General features: G+C 36.4%; 14 protein-coding genes. 7 read left to right on the plus strand and 7 right to left on the minus strand.

Annotation, left to right across the window (positions count from 1 at the left end):
• The first annotated feature begins 169 nt into the window (after window positions 1–169).
• Both secA2 and MHI34_RS03870 read left to right on the plus strand, forming a co-directional pair.
• Window positions 170–2,533, plus strand: coding sequence for an accessory Sec system translocase SecA2 (gene secA2 / locus MHI34_RS03865; RefSeq protein WP_342504114.1), 2,364 nt, complete (start codon window positions 170–172; stop codon window positions 2,531–2,533).
• Complete coding sequence (locus MHI34_RS03870; protein WP_342504115.1) at window positions 2,533–3,429, plus strand: accessory Sec system S-layer assembly protein; 897 nt, start codon at window positions 2,533–2,535, stop codon at window positions 3,427–3,429. The genes secA2 and MHI34_RS03870 overlap by 1 nt, the downstream gene beginning before the upstream one ends.
• Before the next feature lie 87 nt (window positions 3,430–3,516).
• Here the strand turns inward: MHI34_RS03870 and MHI34_RS03875 are convergent, their stop codons facing one another.
• Window positions 3,517–4,410: a LysM peptidoglycan-binding domain-containing protein gene (locus MHI34_RS03875; protein WP_342504116.1), complete on the minus strand. Its 894-nt coding sequence runs from the start codon at window positions 4,408–4,410 to the stop codon at window positions 3,517–3,519.
• 250 nt (window positions 4,411–4,660) lie between these two features.
• Between MHI34_RS03875 and brnQ the strand changes: the two genes are divergently transcribed.
• Window positions 4,661–5,992, plus strand: a complete 1,332-nt coding sequence (gene brnQ, locus MHI34_RS03880; RefSeq protein ID WP_342504117.1) for a branched-chain amino acid transport system II carrier protein — start codon at window positions 4,661–4,663, stop codon at window positions 5,990–5,992.
• Window positions 5,993–6,181: 189 nt separating this feature from the next.
• Complete coding sequence (locus MHI34_RS03885) at window positions 6,182–7,549, plus strand: S41 family peptidase (RefSeq protein WP_340812561.1); 1,368 nt, start codon at window positions 6,182–6,184, stop codon at window positions 7,547–7,549.
• A gap of 45 nt (window positions 7,550–7,594) precedes the next feature.
• Here the strand turns inward: MHI34_RS03885 and MHI34_RS03890 are convergent, their stop codons facing one another.
• On the minus strand, window positions 7,595–8,194 hold the full coding sequence (locus MHI34_RS03890; protein ID WP_342504118.1) for a helix-turn-helix domain-containing protein: 600 nt from the start codon (window positions 8,192–8,194) through the stop codon (window positions 7,595–7,597).
• A gap of 542 nt (window positions 8,195–8,736) precedes the next feature.
• On the opposite strand from MHI34_RS03890, the gene MHI34_RS03895 reads away from it, so the two are divergent.
• Complete coding sequence (locus tag MHI34_RS03895; protein WP_058843863.1) at window positions 8,737–9,711, plus strand: proline dehydrogenase family protein; 975 nt, start codon at window positions 8,737–8,739, stop codon at window positions 9,709–9,711.
• 137 nt (window positions 9,712–9,848) lie between these two features.
• Here MHI34_RS03895 and MHI34_RS03900 read toward each other — a convergent pair whose 3' ends face one another.
• Window positions 9,849–11,186 carry a helix-turn-helix domain-containing protein gene (locus MHI34_RS03900; protein WP_036121141.1) on the minus strand — a complete coding sequence of 446 codons (1,338 nt, stop codon included), beginning with the start codon at window positions 11,184–11,186 and terminating at the stop codon, window positions 9,849–9,851.
• 180 nt (window positions 11,187–11,366) lie between these two features.
• Between MHI34_RS03900 and pruA the strand changes: the two genes are divergently transcribed.
• Both pruA and MHI34_RS03910 read left to right on the plus strand, forming a co-directional pair.
• Window positions 11,367–12,911 (plus strand): L-glutamate gamma-semialdehyde dehydrogenase, encoded by a 1,545-nt coding sequence (gene pruA, locus MHI34_RS03905; protein WP_036119871.1) that lies wholly within the window; start codon window positions 11,367–11,369, stop codon window positions 12,909–12,911.
• Window positions 12,912–13,174: 263 nt separating this feature from the next.
• Entirely contained in the window at window positions 13,175–15,148 is a 1,974-nt protein-coding gene (locus MHI34_RS03910; protein ID WP_342504119.1) for an S-layer homology domain-containing protein, read from the plus strand.
• A 135-nt stretch (window positions 15,149–15,283) separates the two neighbouring features.
• Here the strand turns inward: MHI34_RS03910 and MHI34_RS03915 are convergent, their stop codons facing one another.
• The 4 genes from MHI34_RS03915 to MHI34_RS03930 form a co-directional block, all read right to left on the minus strand.
• On the minus strand, window positions 15,284–17,197 hold the full coding sequence (locus MHI34_RS03915) for an N-acetylmuramoyl-L-alanine amidase (protein WP_089932944.1): 1,914 nt from the start codon (window positions 17,195–17,197) through the stop codon (window positions 15,284–15,286).
• 233 nt (window positions 17,198–17,430) lie between these two features.
• Window positions 17,431–18,342 (minus strand): C40 family peptidase, encoded by a 912-nt coding sequence (locus MHI34_RS03920; RefSeq protein ID WP_036124282.1) that lies wholly within the window; start codon window positions 18,340–18,342, stop codon window positions 17,431–17,433.
• Between the two features lie 221 nt (window positions 18,343–18,563).
• The gene (locus tag MHI34_RS03925) at window positions 18,564–19,631 is read right to left on the minus strand and encodes an S-layer homology domain-containing protein (protein ID WP_340809934.1); all 1,068 of its coding nucleotides are present in this window, start codon (window positions 19,629–19,631) and stop codon (window positions 18,564–18,566) included.
• 193 nt (window positions 19,632–19,824) lie between these two features.
• Entirely contained in the window at window positions 19,825–23,835 is a 4,011-nt protein-coding gene (locus tag MHI34_RS03930) for a cell wall-binding protein (RefSeq protein WP_342504449.1), read from the minus strand.
• Between the last annotated feature and the right edge of the window lie 518 nt (window positions 23,836–24,353).

Here is a 24,353-nt window from a genome sequence, read left to right on the forward strand (position 1 = left end):
ACAAGCATTGAAATATACTTTTTCTAAACATTTTCCACGATTTCACAAATATTTTGTACATTTTAGCATTCATAGATTCCTATACAGTCAATTGTAGTCACCATTCGCAAAATTTGATAAAATAATGAAGTGTCTAGCATGTAGACAACTTTAAAGGAGCGTATATTTCATGTTCTCAATTTTCAAAAGTAACAAAGAGCAAACTAGTGCTCGTCAATTAAAGCGCTACTATAAAATAGTAGATCAAATTAATAATCTTGAAGAAACGTATGTTAACAAGTCAGATGCTGAATTAAGAGAAATGACTTTTATTTTCAAAAATCAATTAGAACAAGGTGAGCCTATTACATCAATCATCCCGGACGCCTTTGCAGTTGTACGCGAAGCCTCAAAGCGTGTATTAGGTATGCGTCATTTTGATGTACAGCTTATCGGTGGTCTTGTATTGACTGAAGGCAATATCGCTGAAATGCCTACAGGTGAAGGTAAAACACTCGTTGCTTCCCTTCCCTCTTATGTACGAGCATTAGAAGGTAAAGGCGTTCACGTTATCACAGTAAATGATTACCTTGCAAAACGAGACTATGAGTTAGTTGGTCAAATCCATCGGTTCCTTGGCTTAACTGTTGGTTTAAATGTACCGATGATGGAGCAAGATGAAAAAAAATTAGCTTACAACGCAGATATTACATACGGTGTTGGAACTGAATTCGGTTTCGATTACTTACGTGATAATATGGCCCATAGCTTGGCAGATAAGGTTCAACGACCATATCACTTTGCCATTATTGATGAAGTAGATAGTGTCCTGATTGATGAGGCCAAAACACCTCTCATTATCGCAGGTAAAATGGCATCGAATAACGAATTACATCAAATTGCTGCCATGCTAGCCAAACGTTTCAAAGTCGAGGAAGATTATGATTTTGATGAAGAAACAAAAGCTACTTCCTTAACAGACAAAGGTATTGAAAAGGTTGAGGCTGCCTTCAATATTGATAATCTGTATGATTTAGAACATCAAACACTTTTCCATTATGTGATTCAAGCAGTTCGTGCACACGTCATGTTTAAACGTGATGTAGATTACATCGTTAAAAACGACAAAATTGAGCTTGTTGATATGTTTACTGGCCGTATTTTAGAAGGTCGCTCACTCTCTGATGGCTTACATCAAGCAATTGAAGCCAAAGAGGGCGTTACCATCACGGATGAAAATAAATCAATGGCGCAAATTACAATTCAAAACTATTTCCGTATGTATCCGAGACTTTCTGGGATGACGGGTACAGCGAAAACACAGGAAAAGGAAATTCGAGAAGTGTACGGTATGGAAGTTGTGCAAATTCCAACCAACCGTCCACGTCAACGTGTCGATCAGCCTGATATTATTTTTAGCACCCAAGAGGCAAAATATAAATATGTTGCAGCTGAGACTAAAAAACGTCATGAAAAAGGTCAACCAATTCTCATTGGTACAACATCAATCTTACAGTCCGAAACGGTTGCTGATTATCTAAAAAAAGAAAAATTAACTTTCCAATTACTCAATGCAAAAACCGTAGAGCAAGAAGTAGAGCTTATTTCACAAGCAGGTCAAAAAGGTCGTATTACTGTAGCAACAAATATGGCTGGTCGTGGTACAGATATCGTGCTAGGGGAAGAAGTGCATGATCTTGGTGGTTTATATGTAATGGGTACAGAAAAGCATGAAAGTCGACGTGTAGATAATCAGTTACGTGGTCGTTCAGGTCGTCAAGGAGACATAGGCGAAAGCCGCTTCATTCTCTCTATTGAAGATGATATGTTCCGTCGTTACGCAAAAGAAGAAGTTGAAAAATTCTCTGCAAAAATGGTCACAGATGAAAATGGCATTATTCAAAACAAAGAGGTGCAGGAGCTTATAGATCGTACGCAGCGCATTGTGGAAGGTTCTCAATACGGCATGCGTGAATACAACTTAAAACTAGATGATGTTATTAATGATCAACGCACGGTTCTTTATGGATTACGTGACAAAATTTTAGCTGGTGAAGACTTAATGGGCGAGCTGAAAAAAATGCTACGTGAAACAGTTGATTTTGCTGTTCGTGATGCTGCACCAGAAGATGTTTCTTCTATCGAATGGGAGTATGATCGTATGGAGCAAACATTAAACTCACTATTCATTACGCCTGTTACAATCGATCGTGAGGTCGGAAGAATTAAACAGATACTAGCAGATATCGAACCATCTGAACTAGAACTACTCAATAAAATCGAAAAATTCTCTGAAAATGAGCAAATACTTCAAGCTATCCCTCAAGTTATGCTTAGCTACATCGATAGTGGCTGGGTAAGACATTTGGAAGCCATGGCGCATTTAAAAGAAGGAATAGGCTTACGTCATTATCAACAAGAAGATCCGATGCGAATTTACCAACGTGAAGGACTGGAATTGTTCGGTAAAAATTTCCAAGAACTACGTCGTTCAATCATTATAGAAATTACAAGCTTCATGAAAACAATTGAAGCACAGCAGGAGGAACAATAATGGGCTTATTTTCATTCTTTAAAAAATCAGACAAAATCGTTCAAGAAAACACAATTGACTCAAAAGACTTGCTAGGTACTGTTTCTACAAATAAAGGTGAAAACCGTGATGTTGAAACAAAGCTTTCTTTCCATCCAGAATGGGACGTACCTCAGGAGCAAAAATATATCTTTAACTTCCTTGCTAATGAGCTAGAACCATTGAAACCAAATCAATTATCTCTATCTTCTATTAGTATTGAAGAAGGTCGTGGTCGAAAATGGTTAGTACGTGCATTTTTCCGTTCATCTTTACCACAAGCGATTGAGCTAGGTGAAATCGAACTATTCATTATGGATAAAAATGATGAGCTTGTAGCATCTAAAAAATTCGATTTTAAAGCACTTGGCACAATTCCAGCAGAAAGTGCTCGTCCATGGGTATTCGAATTTGACAAGTCTACCATCAAAGTTGATGAGGTTCCTGAAGAAGGCTGGAAAATTGCCTTTAACCTTGTTTCCCTTCGCGGACACCAATTAGAGCTTGATCCATCTTGGGAAAAGCAATTACCAGCAGCTCAAAAAGAGGAGCTTGAAAAAATCGTTAAAACATTACCAGAGCTAGGCGAAACAGAGGTAAACTTCACAGGTTTACAGGCAAAGCTAGCTGAAAATGGTAATTTAAATGTATCGATCTTTATCCGCAATGGCCACAATAAAGCAATTAATCTTGAACAATTGCCATTAGAAATTATTGATGCAACAGGCAAACAAATTGCCAAAGGCTCATTTAAAATGGACCCAATCTTAACTGTACAACCAAACTCAACTAAGCCTTGGACATTTGTTTTCCCAGCAGAGCTTGTTGATGCAAATGATGCTGATCTCTCCCGTTGGACAGCGCGTGTTACACAATAACATCAAAACCCCCTTCTTTCGTTAAGAAGGGGGTTTGTTTATGTCATATAAAAAGTGATTTCTGCGTAAGCAAAAATCACTCCTTTTTTATTTCACACTATCAAAACGTTTATAAGCTACTAGTTTAGAAGACCAGTAAGTGTAAGTAACATCTGAAATTTCTACGCCATCTGTGCCCGCGTGGATGAATTTATTATCCCCAATATAAATGCCCATATGAGAAATACCTTCTTTATATGTATTTTCAAAGAAAATTAGATCTCCTGGTACTGGGTTTTCCACAAGTGTTGTGTTGCCATTAAAATACCCCTCACTACTTGTTCTTCCTATTTTTAATCCGCCTTGATTAAAGGCATAGAAAATAAATCCACTGCAGTCAAGACCCACTGGCGTATTACCACCGTATAGGTAGGGTGTCCCAACCAATGTATTTGCCACTTCAACTGTTTTTTTATAAATAGCTTGTCCATTTGCTGTAGGATCTTTATCTGTCACTTTGGATGGTGTGCCCGTATCTGAAGTCACATTATTATGTATAGATTCGCCCCCGGGTTTCACGGCTCCTGAAGAAATCTTTAATACTTGTCCAATGTAAATTATGTCTTTCTCAAGCTTGTTCCATTCCTGTATATCTTTAATTGACACATTATATTGCTTTGCAATTTTTGATAATGTGTCACCTTTCGCCACTGTATGAGAGCCAGCAGTAGGTTTGACAGATGTTAATGGGGTTGAAGGTTTTGTCCCCTCACTCGTTGTTTGCTTTTGAATTTCAAGCTTTTGAGCTACAAAAATCGTATCTTTCGATAGATTATTCCACTTCATAATATCCTCAATCGTAACTTGATGATGTTGCGCGATTTTGGATAAAGTATCGCCTTTTTGTACGGTGTAAGTTGCTGCTTCTGCTGTTTGTAGTGCTAAAAATGAAGTTGCGATAGTACTTAAAACAAGAATTCTCCATTTTTTTGTCTTTTGCATACCAAATTGCCTCCGTTCGTGCTAGAATATTTCCTTGTGTGTCTATCATACTAGATAACTGCTTCATGAAAAATCGGAAATACTGACTATTTTTCAAACATTTTAGTAATCCTATAGAATACGACAAAATCCGACTATATTGCAATAATATATTCATTGCCAGATTCTTGTTCCTATGATAACATACACTTCTGTATTTAAAATTTTTAGAAAGTTTTATCTTTTCAATCTTAAAGGAGTTTTTATACTTATGAAAAACATCTTGCATTTCATCAAAGGAAATTTAGCAGTAGGATTGCTATTATTTGCCTTATTCTTGGGTGCTGGGAATATTATTTTTCCACCGTTATTAGGTCAACAAGCAGGTGAAAATATCACAGTTGCTATGATCGGTTTCTTAATAACAGGTGTCGGTTTACCACTATTAGCTATCGTTGCTGTCGCCAAAGCAGGAGGCGATTTACAGCTGCTTGCCAATCGTGTTAGCCCTGCTTTTGGCGTAATCTTTACATCCATTGTTTATTTAGCCATTGGACCGTTCTTCGCTGTACCGCGAACTGGATCTGTGTCCTATGAAATAGGGATTGTACCGTTCCTTCCTGAAGCGTTGAAGGGGCATTGGGCGCCGCTTTTAATCACATCTATTTTATTTTTTGCCTTAATTCTTTATCTTTCTATTAACCCTTCGAAGCTTGTCGATCGAGTAGGAAAAATCTTAACGCCTGCCCTGCTTCTTGTTATTTTATTGCTCGCTGTCAAAAGCTTTATCTCTCCAATGGGAGAACCAGGGGAAGCGGTAGGAAAATATATTAGCTCTCCTTTTGCTGAAGGCTTTGTACAAGGATACTTAACAATGGATGTTTTAAGCGCACTTGTTTTCGGTATCGTTATTTTACAAGCTTTACGTGATATGGGCATGACAGATAAGAAAAAGCAAGTTAATACGACGATTTTTGCTGGTGTGGTTGCAGCTATAGGTTTATCTTTTGTTTATATCTCACTCGGTCATATTGGGAATACAAGTATCACTGCAATTGGTGCCTCTGCCAATGGCGGAGATATTATTGCAAAATCAGCGGAAGTGCTTTTTGGTAGTTTTGGAAGTATTATTTTGTCTGCTACTATTTTACTAGCTTGTATATCAACGGCTGTCGGTTTATTAACTGCTAATGCCCAATATTTCCACAAGCTCTTCCCAAAAATCTCGTACAAGACATTTTTGATTGTCTTCACTATTATTAGTGCAGCTATTACAAATGTTGGTCTTTCAACAATTATTAGTGCATCTTTACCTGTACTGTTAATCATTTATCCACTGGCGATGGTATTGATGGTATTATCATTAGCGGACCATTTCTTTAAAGGTGGACAAATTGTTTATATTTTAGCGCTCATTCCAACTTTCCTTGTTAGCCTTTACGGTGGCTTAAAAGAAATGAAGGTAGAAATCGCGCCGTATGAAAACATGCTAAAAGCATTGCCTCTGTATGAGCAAAATTTAGGATGGCTTTTACCAGCCATAGTTGGCGCATTTATTGGCATTATGATTCATAAGCTAACTAATAACGCCTCAGCGAAATAAAAAAATAATTTATTGGAATCTGCTTGCTGTTCATAACAAGCAGATTCTTTTATCTTATTTAATCCCCCCACAATTCCTACAGCTCATGTATAATAAAAAATAGATACTCAATTGTAAAATGTATCCATCCATTAAACACCTAATGAGCATGGTGCATTCCTTTTTCGAGTTCTAGAAAAGAGGTGTCCAATGAAAAAATTAATGTGGTCGTTTGTATTTGTTCTAGCCTTCTTTCTAATTCCTTTCACGGCTACTCATGCTGCAAGTAATGATCAACAGCTTATGAAGGAAATTAAGGAGATCATTAAAAATACTTATGTTGGAACAATCGATGGAAACTTAGAGAAAGCCACGTCCATCTCAGAAATCATGGAGATGCTTGATCCATATTCCACTTATTTTACAAAGCAAGAATTTGAGGATTATATGAATAGCATTAACCTATCAACAATTGGGATTGGTGTTATAATTGAAGAACACGAAGATGGGATTCATATTTTACAAGTAATTGAAGGTAGCGGCGCCTTTGAAGCTGATATTAAGGCTGGAGATATCATCATTGCCGTTAATGGTGAATCTATTATTGGTCGCTCTACACAAGAAACCTCTTCCCTCTTAATCGGTAATGAAGGGACCCAAGTGAAGGTTACAATCAAGCATAATAATGAAACAACAACGACTAAAACTATTACACGAAAAAAATTCACATTACCAAATGTACAATCTGAATTACTGTTTGGGCATGTTGGCTATATTTCGTTGGCTTCCTTTTCTGAAGATGGCGCACAGCTTGTCAAAAAAGCGCTTATTGACTTAAAACAACGTGGTGCAACATCGTTCATATTGGATTTACAAAATAATGGTGGGGGTTACGTGACAACAGCGGAAGAAATGACAGGATTATTCCCATCTGCTAAAATCGCCTATTTATTAGAGGAAGCACACGCCTCCTACACAATACCAGCAGTTCACCAAAATACAAAATTTCCAAAAAATACTCGTATTCTCGTGAATCGCTATAGTGCTAGTGCTTCTGAAATGCTTTCCGCCTCACTAAAAGACCAAAAGGCGGCTATATTATATGGTGAAACAACCTATGGAAAAGGTGCTATGCAAGGCTTTTATACCTTACATGATGGAAGTTATTTAAAGCTAACAGTCGGTAAATTTACAGGACCTGCTAGTCAGATTATTCACGAAGTAGGGGTTAAGCCAAATATACAAACAACATCAGCTCCTATTTTCCAAGCACATTTTGATGCTCTAAAGGAACAGTATCCAAAATATAGAAAGTTATCTACTGCAAAGAGTAATGCAACAAAAGAAAAAGTAAGTGTGAAAATCCCTGCAGTTCTTTCTTCACAAATTGCTAAAGATCACGTTCAACTAGTTGCTTTAGGGGCAAATGAAGTATCTATAACTGCTAAAGTTGAAGGGCAAACACTTGTCGTTACCCCAGCAAAACCTTTAGTAGCAGATCAAGAATATATGCTACTTATTCATGCAAATAGCAAGGGTCAAAAAGGCTACTATCAGCATATAAAAATAAACCAGTAAAAAAATTCCTCTCATCGATAGACATTTTATCGTTGAGAGGATTTTTTATATCGTTTTTTTTGTTTTCCAAAAATATAATTGTATAATATCATTTGCCAGATCAGCAGGTAATCTTTTTTGCTCTAATAAATAAATTATGATGAGTCGCTCCATTGATCCGACTAAGCTGTCTATCATTATTTTCATATCCACACTATACATCTGCAAATCTTTGTCGCAATCATGAAGATAAATTAGGTGGATAATTTGCTGTGTCAGTTGTTTTTTCACTATATGGGATTGCTCTGATTCGATAAAACCGATTTTTGTCAATTTGGGATTTTCCGTAATATAAACGAACAAGTTTAATAACTTTTGCTCTAACAGCGTGACAAATCCTTTTAAGCCGTTTTCAACAATTTCAGTTGATTGACTTTCCAGCGCTTCCAAAAATCCACTTTGGAATTGTATATTTAAATCATTATAAAGGGCATCCTTGCTTTTAAAATACAGATAAAAAGTAGGCTGTGTTACATTGGCAGCCTTTACAATGTCACTAATTTTTGTCTGATAATAACCTTTATCAGAAAATAGCTCTATCGCTTTTTCAAGTAAGATTTGTTTGCTTCGCTCTCCATTTGAATTAAATTTTCTGCCTCTTGCCATACTTTCCACCTTATCTTAGTTTAAAGTAGTCATATTGCCTTCAGTATTACAAATCAAAAGTAACTATATCTTCACAAATTGTACATATTTTATCCATGATTATACACCATTCTATTATAATACACCCACTTTTTTTTTACTATGAACTACTATTAATATGATATTTATAATGGAAATAAAAAAGTAATTATCTTAGAATTTCTTCTAAAGATAATTACTTTTAACATTATATTAAAATACCAAAAGGACTCAAAAATCAATTGAGCACCTTGATTAAATATCAGAAAATTCCCTTAACAATTACATGCTTTGTGTAATACACATACCTTTCAACATAATTCAAAACTATTATTTTGAAAAGTCCCTTTTATTGAAAAAATTTTTTTATTTGTTTTTTTCACTTTCAAAAGTCAATCAATACAATAGTTTTCTCCCCTTATCGCTTCTTCAAAAAAATTTTTCTAAAAATCTAGCCATTTTACTTTTCAAAAAAAGTGTTATAATCGCCAAGAATTTAAAATTTTCAATTTTGGAGGCATATGATGGTATTACGTGATTTTTTCATTTACTTATCAGAAAACAAATTATTAAATAGCGCTGCACAAAAATATGGTCTAAAAATGGGTGCTCAAAGTGTAGTTGCTGGAACAAGCTTACCTGAAGTTGTGCAATCGATTAGAGAATTAAACAATGCTAATATTTCATGTACAGTCGATAATCTAGGCGAATTCGTCTACGAAAAATCAGAAGCAACAGCTGCAAAAAATAATATTTTAGCTGTTGTTCAAGCTATTCATGATGAAAAGCTTGATGCTCACATCTCCCTTAAACCTTCTCAATTAGGTTTAGATATTGATTATGCATTTTGCTACGAAAACTTAAAAGAAATCGTGGCTCTGGCACATCAATATAACATTTTCGTAAATTTCGATATGGAAAACTACGAACGCTTACACAGCTCTTTTGAATTATTAGAGGAACTACACAAAGAGTTTGATAACGTAGGTACAGTTATTCAAGCTTACTTCTTCGAGTCAGAAGAAAATATTGAGAAATACAAAAACTTCCGATTACGAATCGTTAAAGGTGCCTACAAAGAGCCAGAAAATGTAGCATATCAATCAAAAGGTGATATTGATCGCAACTATTTAAAACTAATCGAGTATCATTTATTACATGGTAAATTTACTTCGATTGCTACACATGACCATAATGTTATTAACCATGTAAAACAATTTGTGAAACAACATAATATTCCAAATGAAAAATTCGAATTCCAAATGCTATATGGTTTCCGTAAAGAAATGCAGCTAGATCTTGCACGTGAAGGCTATAACTTCTGCACATACCTACCATTTGGTAACGATTGGTACGGTTACTTTATGCGCCGTTTAGCAGAACGCCCACAAAATGTGGCACTTGTGACAAAACAAGTGTTTAATAAAAAAACAAATATGGCAATCGGCTTAGGAGCTGCGGCATTTGCTCTTGGTCGCCTTTCAAAAAAAGGAAAATAATCATTACAAGCTAGATGCTATCCATCAGTTAGATAGTTCTATCCGTCACTTTTGGGAGTCTATCCATCAGTTAGATAGCTCTATCCATCAATTTAGTGAGTCTATCCATCAAATCAACAATAAAAGCGAAAACATCGTTAATCAATGTTTTCGCTTTTTTTATTGAGCTTATAGTTTTTAACGCGATATTGTAAGCTTTGACGACGAATCCCCAATGCCGCAGCCGTTTTAGAAATATTCCCCTGATGAAAATCTAACGCCTTCGAAATATAGTACTCCTCTACCTCTTTCATGTAGACGTCTAACGGTCGGATATCCTGCTGATTTTTAATTACAAACAAGTCACTCGTAGATACTTCTTTTTCCGTTTCCTCACATGAGCTTTGGATTTTCCATTTGAAATGGACAGGCAACATATGTGACTCCACAATCATTTCATTGGTAATCAACGACGTAATTTCATCCAATAGAACTTCCAATTCCTTTAGATTACCTGGCCAATCATATTTTAAAAAGGTTTCACGCACTTCTTCTGAAAGCCCTTGAATTGATGAGCCAAAGCTATCACGATGCCGTTTGAAATAGTCATCGATAAAGGGCATGATATCCTCTTTTCTTTCTCGTAAAGGTGGTACATATATTGTGATGCCAGAAAAAAGTCGATACAGCTTTTTAGATAGCTCTTGCTTTTGAATTAAATCAATTGGGTCTTTGCCAACACTAGCGATTAGAACATGCTGATGATTTGGGTGATTATTAAAAAGCTCAACAATCTTTTCCTGTGCTTCAAGCGATAAATATTCGATACGCTCTGCAAAAAAAGTGATTTTTTCCTTTTCAATAATATATTTTTCAAATTGCTTTAAAACCGTTTTTTCGTCTCGACGGCAAATTAAAGCAATAAACATATCATTTTGAACCTTTAGATCATGATGAATTCCCTCAGCCACCATATCAATGCCTGTACCTGATTCCCCTATTAAGACAACAGGCATTCTACTTAGCGCTACAATCTTTGCTTTTTCAATAACATCCTTCATGACTGGTGATACAGCGGTGATAATATCAAATGTCAATGGTGCGCCATATCTTCTTAATGGCTGATACATCATATATTCAAGCTGTGTAATATCTCGTGCAAATTCCACAGCCCCCACTAAAGCACCTTCATAGTGCAACGGATAAATATTGCTTATATAGGTCACTTCTTGATTTTTTTTATTCCAATACGTTTTTTTGATATTGTAAATGGGTGTTTCAGAGCTGAGGACCTTATAAATATCACTTTTTTCAATCTCAAAATCAATAATCTCTAAGGCTCGCCTTTCCTCAAACTCATCTTCGTTAACACCCTCTAATTCCCTCATTTTTTTATTATATATGAGCAACTTGCCATCCGTATCTACGACGCAAATTCCCATATCACCTTTTTCAATGACATATTTATAAATACTTTGTAGTACATTATTATCCATCTTGTCCTCCTGTATTCCATTAAGCTTATTCTAACACCAATACGAAAAACAGATGCAAAAATTGAAAAAGTTTTAAGATTTGAGTTGATTAATGCCAAATTATATTGCATTATATAATTATCACAATCTTAAAAGGTGCATAATCATTTGGCATCACTTATCCATGGGGAGGAAACTGACATGATTCCATACAAACACGAACCATTCACAGATTTTTCACAAGAGGCAAACTACAATGCTTATGTGGAGGCTTTAAATAAAGTTGAAGGTTACTTAGGTCAAGACTACCCACTTATCATTGGTGGCGAGCGCATTACAACAGAAGATAAAATCGTTTCGTACAATCCTGCAAAGAAAACAGAAGTGATCGGCCGTGTGTCAAAAGCAAGCAAAGAGTTAGCTGAAAAAGCGATGCAAGCAGCGGATGAAACATTCAAAACATGGAAAAAAGTTGACCCTGCGATTCGTGCTGACGTTTTGTTCAAAGCAGCAGCTATTATTCGTCGTCGTAAACATGAATTCTCTGCATTATTAACAAAAGAAGCAGGGAAACCATGGGCAGAGGCAGATGCAGATACAGCGGAAGCAATCGACTTCTTGGAATACTATGGTCGCCAAATGCTACGCATTAAAGGCGGTCAACCAGTAGAAAGCCGTCCAGGCGAATACAACCGTTATGACTATATTCCATTAGGAATCGGTATCGTTATTTCTCCTTGGAACTTCCCATTTGCTATCATGGCTGGTACAACAGTGGCCGCTTTAGTAACAGGGAACACAGTCTTATTAAAACCAGCTTCTACAACACCAGTAGTGGCGTATAAATTTATCGAAGTATTAGAAGAAGCAGGTCTTCCAGCAGGTGCCGTGAACTTCGTACCAGGTTCTGGTGCTGAAGTAGGCGACTACTTAGTTGATCATCCAAAAACACGCTTCATCAGCTTCACAGGTTCACGTGATGTTGGTTTACGTATCAACCAACGTGCTTCTGTATTAAATGATGGTCAAATTTGGATTAAACGTGTCATCGCTGAAATGGGCGGAAAAGATACAATCGTGGTTGATAAAGAAGCAGACTTAGAATTAGCTGCACAATCAATCGTCAAATCAGCATTTGGCTTCTCAGGTCAAAAATGTTCAGCATGTTCTCGTGCAGTCATCGTAGAAGATGTATATGAGCAAGTTGTTAATCGTGTAGAAGAATTAACAAATGCTTTAACAGTTGGAGATCCAACAGATTTCAGCAACTTCATGGCAACAGTTATTGACCAAGCGGCATTCAACAAAATTACGGAATACATCGAAATCGGTAAAGGCGAAGGTCGTCTAGTGGCTGGTGGTACAGCAGATGATTCAGTTGGTTACTTCGTACAGCCAACTGTATTCGCAGACGTAGAACCTTCTGCACGTATTATGAAAGAAGAAATCTTTGGGCCAGTGGTAGCGATCGCAAAAGCAAAAGATTTCGATCACGCAATTGAAATTGCGAACGATACAGAATACGGTTTAACAGGTGCAGTCATCACGAAAAACCGTGTGAACTTAGAAAAAGCACGTGAAGAATTCCATGTAGGAAACCTTTACTTCAACCGTGGCTGTACAGGTGCCATCGTTGGCTACCAACCATTTGGTGGCTTCAACATGTCAGGTACAGACTCAAAAGCAGGTGGACCAGACTACCTACAACTGCATATGCAAGCAAAAACAACTTCAGAAATGCTTTAATATTTTTCAAAAATGCCGTCCATTCCAAACAATGGGCGGCATTATTTTTTGGGCTAAACAGAAAACCACTATATAATAGAAGAAACTCATATGAATTTTGATTCACTCCCCCTCCCTTATTCCATACAAAATCTTTCTACAAAAACGAAAAGACTACTTATTTCCTAGAATTCGTTGGCATATTTTATGATATTTCTAACATTTGACCCTTAACTTGATTGTATAACTTTGTTAAAATGATATCAGTTTAGGAGGGTAAAACTATGAAAAAACGATCAATTTTTATGTTGCTTATGATGCTTATTAGTGTAGTCATTTGGCAACCACAATCGGCCAATGCTAATGAGCTATCAGGCCATATGCACGAAAGTGGCTTGCGTTATTTAATCTCTAAAGATGCATTGATTAAAGATGCAAACGGTAGCTATCGTCCAAATGACACGGTTACACGCGGTGAATTTGCCACATACATAGCAAAAGCTTTAGATTTAGGTACAAAAAGCGACATGACGTTTACAGATGTCTCAGACACCTATTTATATGCAAATGAAATTAAGCTTGCCGCTACTGCTGGAATTATCACAGGGTATACGGATGGCTCTTTTAAGCCTGACGCACGCATTTCAAGAGAGCATATGGCAGTTATGCTAATTAGAGCGGTGGATTATTTAAAAATACCAAAAGGTACTTCTTCTATTACATTTAAAGACAATGCCACTATTTTTAAAGATTTCCGTCAGGATATTGCCATTGGTGCACAATTAGGACTGATTAAAGGAAGCTCTAATGGCATGTTTTTACCTAGAGACAATGCCACTATCGGTGAAGCTTCAACATTCATTCTACGTTTAATTCTTCTTGCCGATCAAATGGATACTGAGAATAACGAAAACAACGGAAACTCAGAGAATAATGGCAATAATAATGGAAACGCTGGTAACAACGAAAATACTGGGAATAACGGTAATACTACAGCATATATCATCAAAGAAATTTCAAATGGCAATCTAGTAGACAAGCAAAGCCTTCCTACCTTTGAAGCAGCTGAAAAAGCGATGACAAGTAATTCGTTAGTGATTACTCAAAATAATAAAATTATAAAAATGACTTCGGGTTATGTTGTAACGAATAATTACGTTGCACTGAACTCTGAAACAATTAAGGATCAAATCGCTGTTGCTGGTAATACAGAAATGGAGTATCTAGGCAGTGATGCCACACAAGTAAAAGTACGCTTAGCTGGTCATGTAGGCTATTTAAAACAGGCTGACGTTAGCTTAATTCCTTCTGCATTAGTGAAGGGGCGTTCTTTCTATTCAAATGAAAATGGTGAAATCAAGCATACCCTATATGATTATAAAACGAATAAGTATTCCTCTAGTTACGTGTACGGTAAGGCTCCTAGCTTTATGAAGCAAGGCGAAAAATACTTTAGCTGGGATGGCATTAATTTTACAAATGCCAATGGTTCTTCAAAAGGAGAAGGCTATAATTACTATCAATTCCTACCCGCTCGTGCGACAACTCAATATACAGCAGAAGAGCTAGATCAATATATTTTGCAAAAATTAGCGGAAGTTGAAAGCTCAGGTGCTACCATTTATAAGGATGCAACAACAAAAAGTAAATTAATTGGCTTAGGCTCTGTGTTAAAGGAAGTAGAAGCAAATGCCCATATTAATGCTATGCTTATTTTATCTCTAGCACAGCATGAGAGTGCTTATGGGATGAGTGATCACGCACAAAACTTGAACAATCTATTTGGTTTATATGTCTATGACACAAACCCATTAAACAAAAAGTTTGATAGTGTTGGTGCAAACATTAATGAGCTTGTTGAAAGGTTCTTACAGCCAAATTATATTACACCAGGAGGACGTTATACGAATGGTGCAGTGGTCGGTTCTAAGGCTATCGGTTTCAATGTAAAATACGCTTCAGATCCATTCTGGGGCGCTAAAATTGCTGGACACTACTATCGTGCAGAAAAGGCTTTAGGCTTTAAAGATGCAAATAACCCTTATAAAATTGCACTAACTACAACAGCTGGTCTAAATGTTCGTGCAGACGCATCAACAAGTCAAAGTCCATTGTTCACATTTAGCAAAAGTAATATGCCCGTCATTGTCACAGATACAGGAGCAAATGGTTGGTATCAAGTTGTTTCAGATAAATTACCCACTGAACCTGCCTATATTAGTAAGGATTATATTAAATTCATCAATACCGTGAAATAATAGTAAATGGCTGCCTCCTAAGAAACGAGGCAGCCATTTTTTATAGATTTGTTTGTATTTTTCGAATGCGGGTATGTATAAAGTAAGAAAAACGATCCCAAAAGATAGCACCCCTTTGGAATCGTTCTTCAACTATTATTGTTTCTTGTAATATTGCAAAATACCATTGTAAATAGATTCTGCAAATAATTTAACGTATTGATCATTCGTCATTTTATTGTGATCCTCTGTATTCGTTAAGAATCCTAGCTCCACTAAAATAGATGGAATCACCATGTTACGAATGACGTAGTATTGCTCTTGCTTCACACCACGGTTTTTCATATTTAAATTGTTAACAATTTGGTTATTCACAAATGTAGCTAAATCGATGTCCTCTTGATACATATCTCCTGTAGATATTGCATAATATGTTTCAGTACCCTGTGCTGACGCATTGGCAGCAGAGTTAACATGGACGCTAACGAAAATCTCACCATAGTTTGCTTGTGTAAAATCTACACGATCTTGTAATGATGGATACGTATCACCAGTACGTGTCATATAAACTTTTGCACCAGCATTCTCTAGTAATTGCTTAACTTGTGTGCTGACTTTTAATGTAATGCTTTTTTCAGAAACAGAACCTTTTACAGTACCTGGATCTTTACCACCGTGACCTGGGTCTAGGATGATAATACGATTTTGTAAAGGCTTAGCTGTTTGATTTAATAGTTTTAAATAGGATTTATGAACATATCCTGTTTGACCATTATAGGTGATTTCTGCCCAATAACCATTAATGCTATTAACTTGGACATACTCTCCCTTGTTCAGCTTAAATAGCACTGGCGAAGTTGAGTTACCTTGACTACGCACATTTAGGTTAGCAACCGTTACCTTACCTAATACATCTCCAGAAGCTGGTGGTGGTGTTGGATCCGGATTAGGTTTTACTTCTCCAGTAGCATCCGTAGTACTGTTTGCTACAATATAACCTGGCAAACCATTTACTTGTGTTAAATAATAGCCACCTATTGTTTTGTAAACTGGTAGTTTTTCGTTGGCTTTAACTGATGAAATTACTTTTGCGGAAGATGTTGGCTTCACATATAAGTTTACAGCACCATTTGTCGTAACTTCTTTTTCGACTGCTCCTAGCTCATTGCCATCTGCATCTAAAAATTCAGTGTATTGCTTAAAAACATAGGCAAATGCACCTTTATAAGTTACCTTTAACCAATTGCCTTCAACTGCATATACTGATAATTTACCGCCTGTATTGACTTTACCTACGATGTTAGTACTAGAAGAGGAATCCTTTGATTTACGGATGTTTAACCCCTCTGTAGTAACTTTTACTAAGCCAATCACTTGTGATGTATCTGGCACTTGTACACCTTTTACAGGTAATTCTAAGCGATATTTTTCACTTTTTGCACGTGCAACGAATAAAGAAAATTGTGAACGTGTTACAGTACTATTTGGTAAATACTTATCACCCGTTCCGTTCGTAATACCATTATAATAGATGGTATTAATGTATTTCACATATTCATGTGTAATCGCTACGTCCGTAAATGGTGAGTCAATTCCCTCATACTCACTAGTATCTAAATTGAATGCCTTTGTTAATACATAACTCATTTCTCCACGAGTTAGAGGCTTATTTGGTAGGAATTCACCTTTTATATTTTTGTCGAAAAATCCTAATTGGACAGCACGTTCTATGTAACCTGACATTTCAGTGCCTACTGTAACATCTGAAAAGCTTGATTTATTAACAACTAATGGTTTGTTACCTGAAGCAACTACAACCATCTTAGCAGCTTGTCCTCTTGTTACATTGTTATTTGGGCCAAATACTCTTTTACCATTGACAAAGTATCCTTGAATAACACCTAAACTTACTAAATAATTGATTTCTTCATAGGCTGGGTGTGTTTTAGTGACATCTTCAAATGTTATATTTGAATTGGTAGCTGCACTGACACTTGCACTATGTATCGTAAACATAGAAGCCGAAATCAATAAGACGCACAAGATAAGACTAATTTTTTTGATGTTCAATGTCTTATTTCCTCCCTTCTTGTTCTCTTAACGTGTCCATTTTAACAAAATTAGCTAAATAATGCATCAGACAATAGAACTGTTAAAATTTAATTTTCCAAGTCACACCCTTTCCTACAAAATTATCATAAAAATAGAAGAGTCTGCGATTGCAAACCCTTCTTCCATTATACGCTATTCAAAAGATCAATTCTTGCAATCTATAACACAATTAAAGTGTTAACTTTATGAACTTATTGTTGAATTCGTTTGATAAATACTTTTAGTTGGTCGATTTTAAGTAACTCATCTGAACCGAAGCTACCTTCTCCATCGCCATTTGTAATACCATTTGATGCTAAAGTCGAAATATATCCATTAGCCCAGCTATTTTGAGGTACATCGCTAAATGCTACACTTCCACCATTGTTTTCAAGGCCAAATGCTACCACTAATACTTTAGCAATTTGTGCGCGTGTAATTGGTGAAGACGGGTTGAATTTACCATTCGCATCGCCTTCAAAGATGCCTAGTTTTGCCACAGCTGCGATTGCACCTGCATGGGCATTGGATGGTTTTACGTCTACAAAACCAGCATTTGTATCAGATGTATCTAAGTTCAAAGCTTTCGCAATTTGGACAGCTACCTCTGCGCGAGAAGCATATACTGAAAAGTCAATTGCTGCTTGTTTAACTTCTGCTTGCTGTTGTGTATCAAATGTCGCAACGCGTTTAGCACCTACATAACGAGAGCTCCAATAGTATGGATCATTCACACTTGAATAACTTACGCCTTGACCAGTTTGAGAGTGGATCATTTTACCGTCACCTATGTATATAGCCACATGTGAAATACCACTACCACTTGTATTGAAAAATAGTAAATCGCCAACTTGCAAATCGCTTTTCGCTACTGCAGTACCTTGTTGATACTGTGAGCCAGATGTGCGATTTAATTGAATGCCTAAATCTGAAAATACTTTAGAAGTAAAGCCAGAGCAATCAAAACCACTTGTTGTTGTACCGCCGTATTTATATGGAATACCTACGTATTTAGAAGCTGTATCAGTTACATCTGCTTTAGTCGCTGCCTCAGCAGTGTTTATATGAGCTGTTGAAAATAACATAAAAGATGCAAAAATCGGTAATAACCATTTCTTATTCATACTTTTGTTATACCCCTCTCAAAACTTTTTTGCCTATACATAGACTATCACAAAAAAAGCGATTGTTATTTTTCAATTGTGTAACGGTTTTAGACAGCAAAAAAACGCTGTAATACCAACGTTTGGTGGTATTTCCAGCGTTCAAAAGGAAATTTTTTTATCGTATTTTGGATCTTTCGTAACATTCCTGTAATATTAGAGACTCTTTGTTACACAACAACTTATTGACTAGAGAACATTTGAACCCAATAGTAATTTCCTTTGATGTCCTGTGCTATCGCAACACCTGTATTTGTATAATGTTCTTTTAAAATATTCTCTCGATGACTAGGGGAAGCCATCCACGCCTTTACAGCAATTTCAGGTGTTTTTATATTTCTGGCAATATTCTCGCCAAAGCTTGTGTAATCGTAATCAAATAATGTCGCTAAATCCCAAGGTGCACCATAAAATGGAGAAACATGTTCAAAATAATGGCGATTCACCATGTCCTGTGCTTTGATAATCGCGATTTGTGTCAGCTCTGGATCATAGACAACCGTTTCTAGCTTATTCTTTTTTCTTTCCACATTGATTAATTCAATGACCTTTTTAGACCATTCTGTAGAAAGGTTTTTTGTTGGGATATATTGCTTCGCTAAATAATCATAGGCTACTTCCAGCTTCTTTATCTTTTGCTGAAAATTTATGCTGCGCTCAACAAAAACAGCAAACTGTGCACGCGTCACCAATTGGTCCGGTGCAAAATGTTTTGTATCCACTCCACTAACAATGCCTATATCTGCTAAGGATTCGATATAGTCCTTTGCCCAATGTGTGCTAGCAATATCTGCAAACTGGCTGTTGTTTTTGCTATCTACTTTAAACTGATAGGCAAGTGTTAGCATTTTCGCTACCTGCATTCGCTTCAAAGGCTCTTCTGGATGAAATTCATCACCTTTTTGAATAACACCTAGCTGAACGAGCTGACAAATTTCCTTGTAATATGGATGTGTTGCAGGAACATCCTTAAATTTTGCGGAATTCGCAATGTCTACATTTACCTGGAGAGAACGAGCAATGGTAGCGGCAGCCTCAGCCCTCGTAATAGCTTGCTCAGGCTTAAATGTATGATCGTTATATGTAGTCATATATTGTTTAGTGAGCATATGTTGAATGGAAGCATTTGCCCAATATGAACTAGTCACATCTACAGCTTTTGCAGATGCAGCTTCTACCTGACTTGAATTAGTTAAACTTCCTATGGTTGCAGCTATTGAAAGGACCACTATACAAAGTATTTTTTTCAACAGGGCTACCTCCTCACTCTGTCAAATGAATATGTATCCATAATGTAATAAAAATAAGTAAGCACATTATAAGATACGAATTTCATCTGATATAGTTTCACTTTTTTGGAAATTTATAAGTAAATCCATTATTTTCTCGTTATAAAAGGAGTTTTCCCGCAATCTTCATTGGGGAAACTCCTTTTTCGTCAGACTATTGTATCATTTTTAGATATTCTTCTAAAATGCGGAAATTATAAACTAACCCCTGTTGCTCAATCGATAAATTACTATAATCTTTTTGAGCAGCTAATACTTTTTTCTCGAAGGATGAGCTTTCTGGATCAATGCCGCCAATGGCTTGGACAACTTTCAAAACAGCTGCCACATCTTTTTCAGCCTGCTTTAATACATCCTCATTGATGACTTGTCCTCGTACTTTTGAATCCAGCGCTTTATAAGCAGCAACTGCATTAGCCACATCTTCAATATAGGTTGGCGAGCTTGGTGAAAGTCCCGCTATTAACTCAACCACTTTCTTGACGTCAGCCATGCTTTTCTCTGCCTCTAATAAAATTGAGTAGTTGGAAATACGCTGTTTATCTATTGTATTCAAGCTATCATACTCTCTACGCACCGCTTCGATCATACCAAAGTAGAACTTATCCTTCGGATTCAAGTTAGCAATGCTATTATAAACTTTTATCACGTTGTCTAATGATAGCAATAGCTGGTCGTTATAGACATAGCGTCTTTGATCGGCATTGAGCTTATCATAGGCTTTTAAAATCTTTTGATACTGGCTGTTCATATCTTTGGCTGTTAATAATCGGTCAATATCCTCTACCACACTAATAACAGGCTTAATTAGCTTCTCTTGATCTTGTAGCACTCTGTAATTTTGTACAGCTCGCTGCTGATCCTTTGGTAAAGCATTATAAGCCGCACGAATCTCTTGAATACGTTTCACATATTGCTTTGGATCAACAGATGGTAAGTCATTGATCATCTGCATTACATTCCCAGCACCTAAAATACTAGACTCAGCTGCTTGCAATAAATAATAGTTTGTCACATATTGCTGCAAATCAGCAGGCAGTGCATCGTACAATGAACGTGCTCGTGATGTATCCTGAAGGAATGTACTATTAGAAGATTTTAGTTTGCTAATCAATTCCATCACATTAGAAACAGGCTCAAACTTTAAGAGTACATCAATATTATCAATATATTTCTTCTGATCCTTTGATAGTTTGTCATAGGCCTTACGTGCGGCGTTAAACTTACTAACAAAGTTTTGTGCTTCTGGATCTAGTTCATTAATTTGAACCATCACACTTAAAATCGGTTTAACTGCTTTTTCACGTGTTGTTAAATCTTTAATATTTGTCACTAATTTCTTTTGATTCGATGACAGCTTATCATAGGCTACTCGTGCATTCATCAGCTTCGTTAAATAGTCTGCATCTTGTTCTTCTGTTAAATTAATAAGCTCAATCACGCTCTGCGCTAAGCCCTGTTCATTTTCTGCTGCCACCAGAGCATCATAGTTGATGATAGCTTGTTGTTTCGCTTCAGGTAGTGAATCGTAAAGCTCACGAGCTGTTTTCATATCCTGATAGAATGTTTTACTCGTTGGCTTTAATGAAGCAATAAGACCAATCAAAGAAGCTACATCCTCAACTGCTGTCAGATTATCATAGTTCGTCACTCGTTTTTGTGATACTGTATCAAGCGCATTATAGGCTTTGCGTGCAGCAAGTACCTTTTTCGTATAATCCTTACTTGTTGGGTTTAAGGCATCAATCATTTGAATAACCTTTACTACAGCCTTATTGTTTTTTTCATACGCACTTAACGTTTTGTACTCTTCTACCAGCTTTTTAACATTCTTATCCATCGTCTTATATTCTGCAGCTAGGTCGGCTACCTTTTTGACAAATGTATCAGGATTCTCATTCGCCAATGCTGCGACACGGGCATCAAAGTTTTTGGCTGTATCGATATACCCCTGTGCTTTTATTAGGTCAGCATAATTGACAACCTTTCCTTGAAGTGTTGCATCTGCTAATGCCGCGTATGCCTCTGTTGCTTTTGTTACATCCACTTTATACGTTTTTTTAGAAGGATTTAAAGCATTAATTTGAACAATGACATCTACAACTGGTACTATATCTTTTAAATCCTTGTAATTTTTTACATATACTTTATTATTGTCATCTAGCTTTGCATAAGCAGTAAAAGCTGACTTCGCTTTGGAAATATAGTTTTTAGAAGATGGATCAAGTTTTTCAAAGAGTGAGATGACATTCACAACAGCTTTATGTGATTTTTCAAAATCTGTTAAAACTTTAATGTTCGTTACACGACTTTTTGCTGCTGATGGTAGTGCATTATAAGCTGAACGGGCATCTAGCATATCCTGTACGAGATTAGATGATGTATTTAAACTGTCGATCTTGCTCATAACATCTGTTACTGCTGATGCTTCGTTTGTAAGAACTGTTAATTTTTCATTGAGTTTATCTTTGATATTATCAAGCGCTGCTGCATATTCACTGCCCGATGCATCTAAAGCAGCAACTGCATTTTTCAATGTTTCAAGCTGTGCGTTGTAGTCAGACACAGAAGAATTTAGTGCATTCACTTTTTTCGATACATCCGCATATTTGAAAAACAGAGTTAGTTTATTTGTGCCTTGAACTAACGTCTTTTCACTTTCTCCAAGCTTATCGAAAGCAGCCTGTGCAGCTAATGTCTTGCTTTCAAAAGTAGAAGCTGTTGGATCAATACTATCGATTAATTTATCCACAGTTAAAGACGCGTTATAAACCTTTTCCCACTTCGTTAACTCTGCTAGATTATTAACAATTTTTTTGACATTTGCCGCATTGATTGTTGTTCCAGATGGTGCTGGAGGAGCATCATAAGCAGTTCGAGCATCTTTAATTGCTTGTACTTTATCTGAAGCACCTGCAATTGCCAAGATGAGTCCTTCAATCTGTTGTGCAGAAGCAATATTCGCGACCGCTATTTCAAAATCAGCCGCATTCTTTATATATCCCTTTTCTAGGGTTAATTGATTATCATAAATATCTTTAATTGAAGCTACTTCTGTACGATAAGCAGCATCACTTGATACACGTAGTGCTGAAATTCGCTTGGAAATTTCAGCCGCTTTTTTATACTCTTCAAGTATAGAAGCGTTTGTCACCAAATTTTTTGATGCCGTATCAAGGCTGTTATATGCTTTTTCAACAGACGATACCGCACTAATGAAATTTGTTGCTGATGTGAATTCAGATGGTTGTTTTGCTTTCAGCTGATTAATACTTAATATAACTTTTTCTACAGCCGACTGACTCGTTAGAGCGTCCTTATATTTTTTGAAGGGCGTTACGGAAGCATCGTTTGGATTATAAGCTTCAACCACCTTCTTTTGATCTGCAGTTAAGGTATTATATCCAGTTGTAAAACTGTTTAGTGCAGTCGAAATATCTTCAAAATTTGCAGAACTCTCCAATAAATTAACTAAATCCACTAGCTCGCTAGCAATCAATTCAGTAGCTTCTACATCCTTACCTAATTTTGATAGTTTTCCAACGTCCAGTCCTTTTTTGCCAAAATACGCATCACGTGCTGCCTTATCATAACCATATTGCAACACCGAGTTACGCATAGTAGGAGCAATACTACTTGCGTTATTTATAAGCGCTGTATCAACGGCCTGTTTAAATTGAGCTTGTACATATAGATAGGATGTTGTATCTGTTGGTTCTTTTTCTCCTAAAAATTTAACATATTCGTCATTTACAGCTTCAACTTCTTCAAAAAACGTTTTACTTGAATACAAAATTCCATTAACTTTATTGCCCATTCCTTTAAGTTTTGTTAATAGCTCGCGATGTTTTACTACATATTCATACTTCGCTTTTATAATTGCTTTTTCATCAGCATTAAAATCTCCAGAATTTTGTACAACAATGAGATTTCCTTCTGCAATCACCATCTCATCACCTGAAGAATTTTCAGATAACTTACCAAATTCTGCAATGAGCTGCTCTCTTGTCGTAGCAGCTGCTACCACGTTGGCATAGCCAACTTGCTCTGTCTGTGGTGTCACACGAGTTTGCGCATCATTTTCCTGTGCATTCGCTATAGTCGTAGGTGCAAGTAAAAGACTTGTTATGACCCCTGCTGTCAATTTTCGATTCAATCGAACCACCCTTTCATCTTTTATGTATGGGAAAATGATTATGTTCATTTTCAATTATCTTGATTCAGAATTTATCCCCTTCCACTATACAGAGTTAAATTCTTGTTTTACTTTTTTCATCGATTAATTAAATGCCCACCGAAATAAGGGAACACCGTCTAAATGTGCCACGTCTTGTAGTAATGAAGGTGTGTGACCAGCATCAAGTAGCCCCAATACCTCTGGCGGATGTCACAGATTTTGAAAAAAAACGTTTCGAGCAAGCTCGAAAAAATCCGGACGTAATTACAGCAAAGTGTAATTGATAATCATTACTTTAGTATCGGTATAAATATCATGTTTTCAAGACATTCTAGTATATTTACAAAATTATGAGTATCAAAAATAATTTTTCAAATTTACTAGCTAGAAAAACAGGAAGTTATTTCAATTATACTATACAATAGATTTATGTGATGTTTACATCAACCGACATGTAGTGACGGCATATGATTTTTTCTACGAAATTAATGAAAAAAAACAGCTAA

The sequence above is a fragment of the Lysinibacillus sp. FSL L8-0126 genome, assembly GCF_038630385.1.
Lineage (GTDB): Bacteria > Bacillota > Bacilli > Bacillales_A > Planococcaceae > Lysinibacillus > Lysinibacillus fusiformis_D.

Excerpts from the sequence above, each read along its gene's own strand:
- secA2 (WP_342504114.1), top strand. The coding sequence starts at position 170 with ATGTTCTCAATTTTCAAAAGTAACAAAGAGCAAACTAGTGCTCGTCAA.
- MHI34_RS03900 (WP_036121141.1), bottom strand. The coding sequence starts at position 11,186 with ATGGATAATAATGTACTACAAAGTATTTATAAATATGTCATTGAAAAA.
- MHI34_RS03870 (WP_342504115.1), top strand. The coding sequence starts at position 2,533 with ATGGGCTTATTTTCATTCTTTAAAAAATCAGACAAAATCGTTCAAGAA.
- MHI34_RS03910 (WP_342504119.1), top strand. The coding sequence starts at position 13,175 with ATGAAAAAACGATCAATTTTTATGTTGCTTATGATGCTTATTAGTGTA.
- brnQ (WP_342504117.1), top strand. The coding sequence starts at position 4,661 with ATGAAAAACATCTTGCATTTCATCAAAGGAAATTTAGCAGTAGGATTG.
- MHI34_RS03895 (WP_058843863.1), top strand. The coding sequence starts at position 8,737 with ATGGTATTACGTGATTTTTTCATTTACTTATCAGAAAACAAATTATTA.
- MHI34_RS03885 (WP_340812561.1), top strand. The coding sequence starts at position 6,182 with ATGAAAAAATTAATGTGGTCGTTTGTATTTGTTCTAGCCTTCTTTCTA.
- MHI34_RS03875 (WP_342504116.1), bottom strand. The coding sequence starts at position 4,410 with ATGCAAAAGACAAAAAAATGGAGAATTCTTGTTTTAAGTACTATCGCA.
- MHI34_RS03920 (WP_036124282.1), bottom strand. The coding sequence starts at position 18,342 with ATGAATAAGAAATGGTTATTACCGATTTTTGCATCTTTTATGTTATTT.
- pruA (WP_036119871.1), top strand. The coding sequence starts at position 11,367 with ATGATTCCATACAAACACGAACCATTCACAGATTTTTCACAAGAGGCA.
- MHI34_RS03890 (WP_342504118.1), bottom strand. The coding sequence starts at position 8,194 with ATGGCAAGAGGCAGAAAATTTAATTCAAATGGAGAGCGAAGCAAACAA.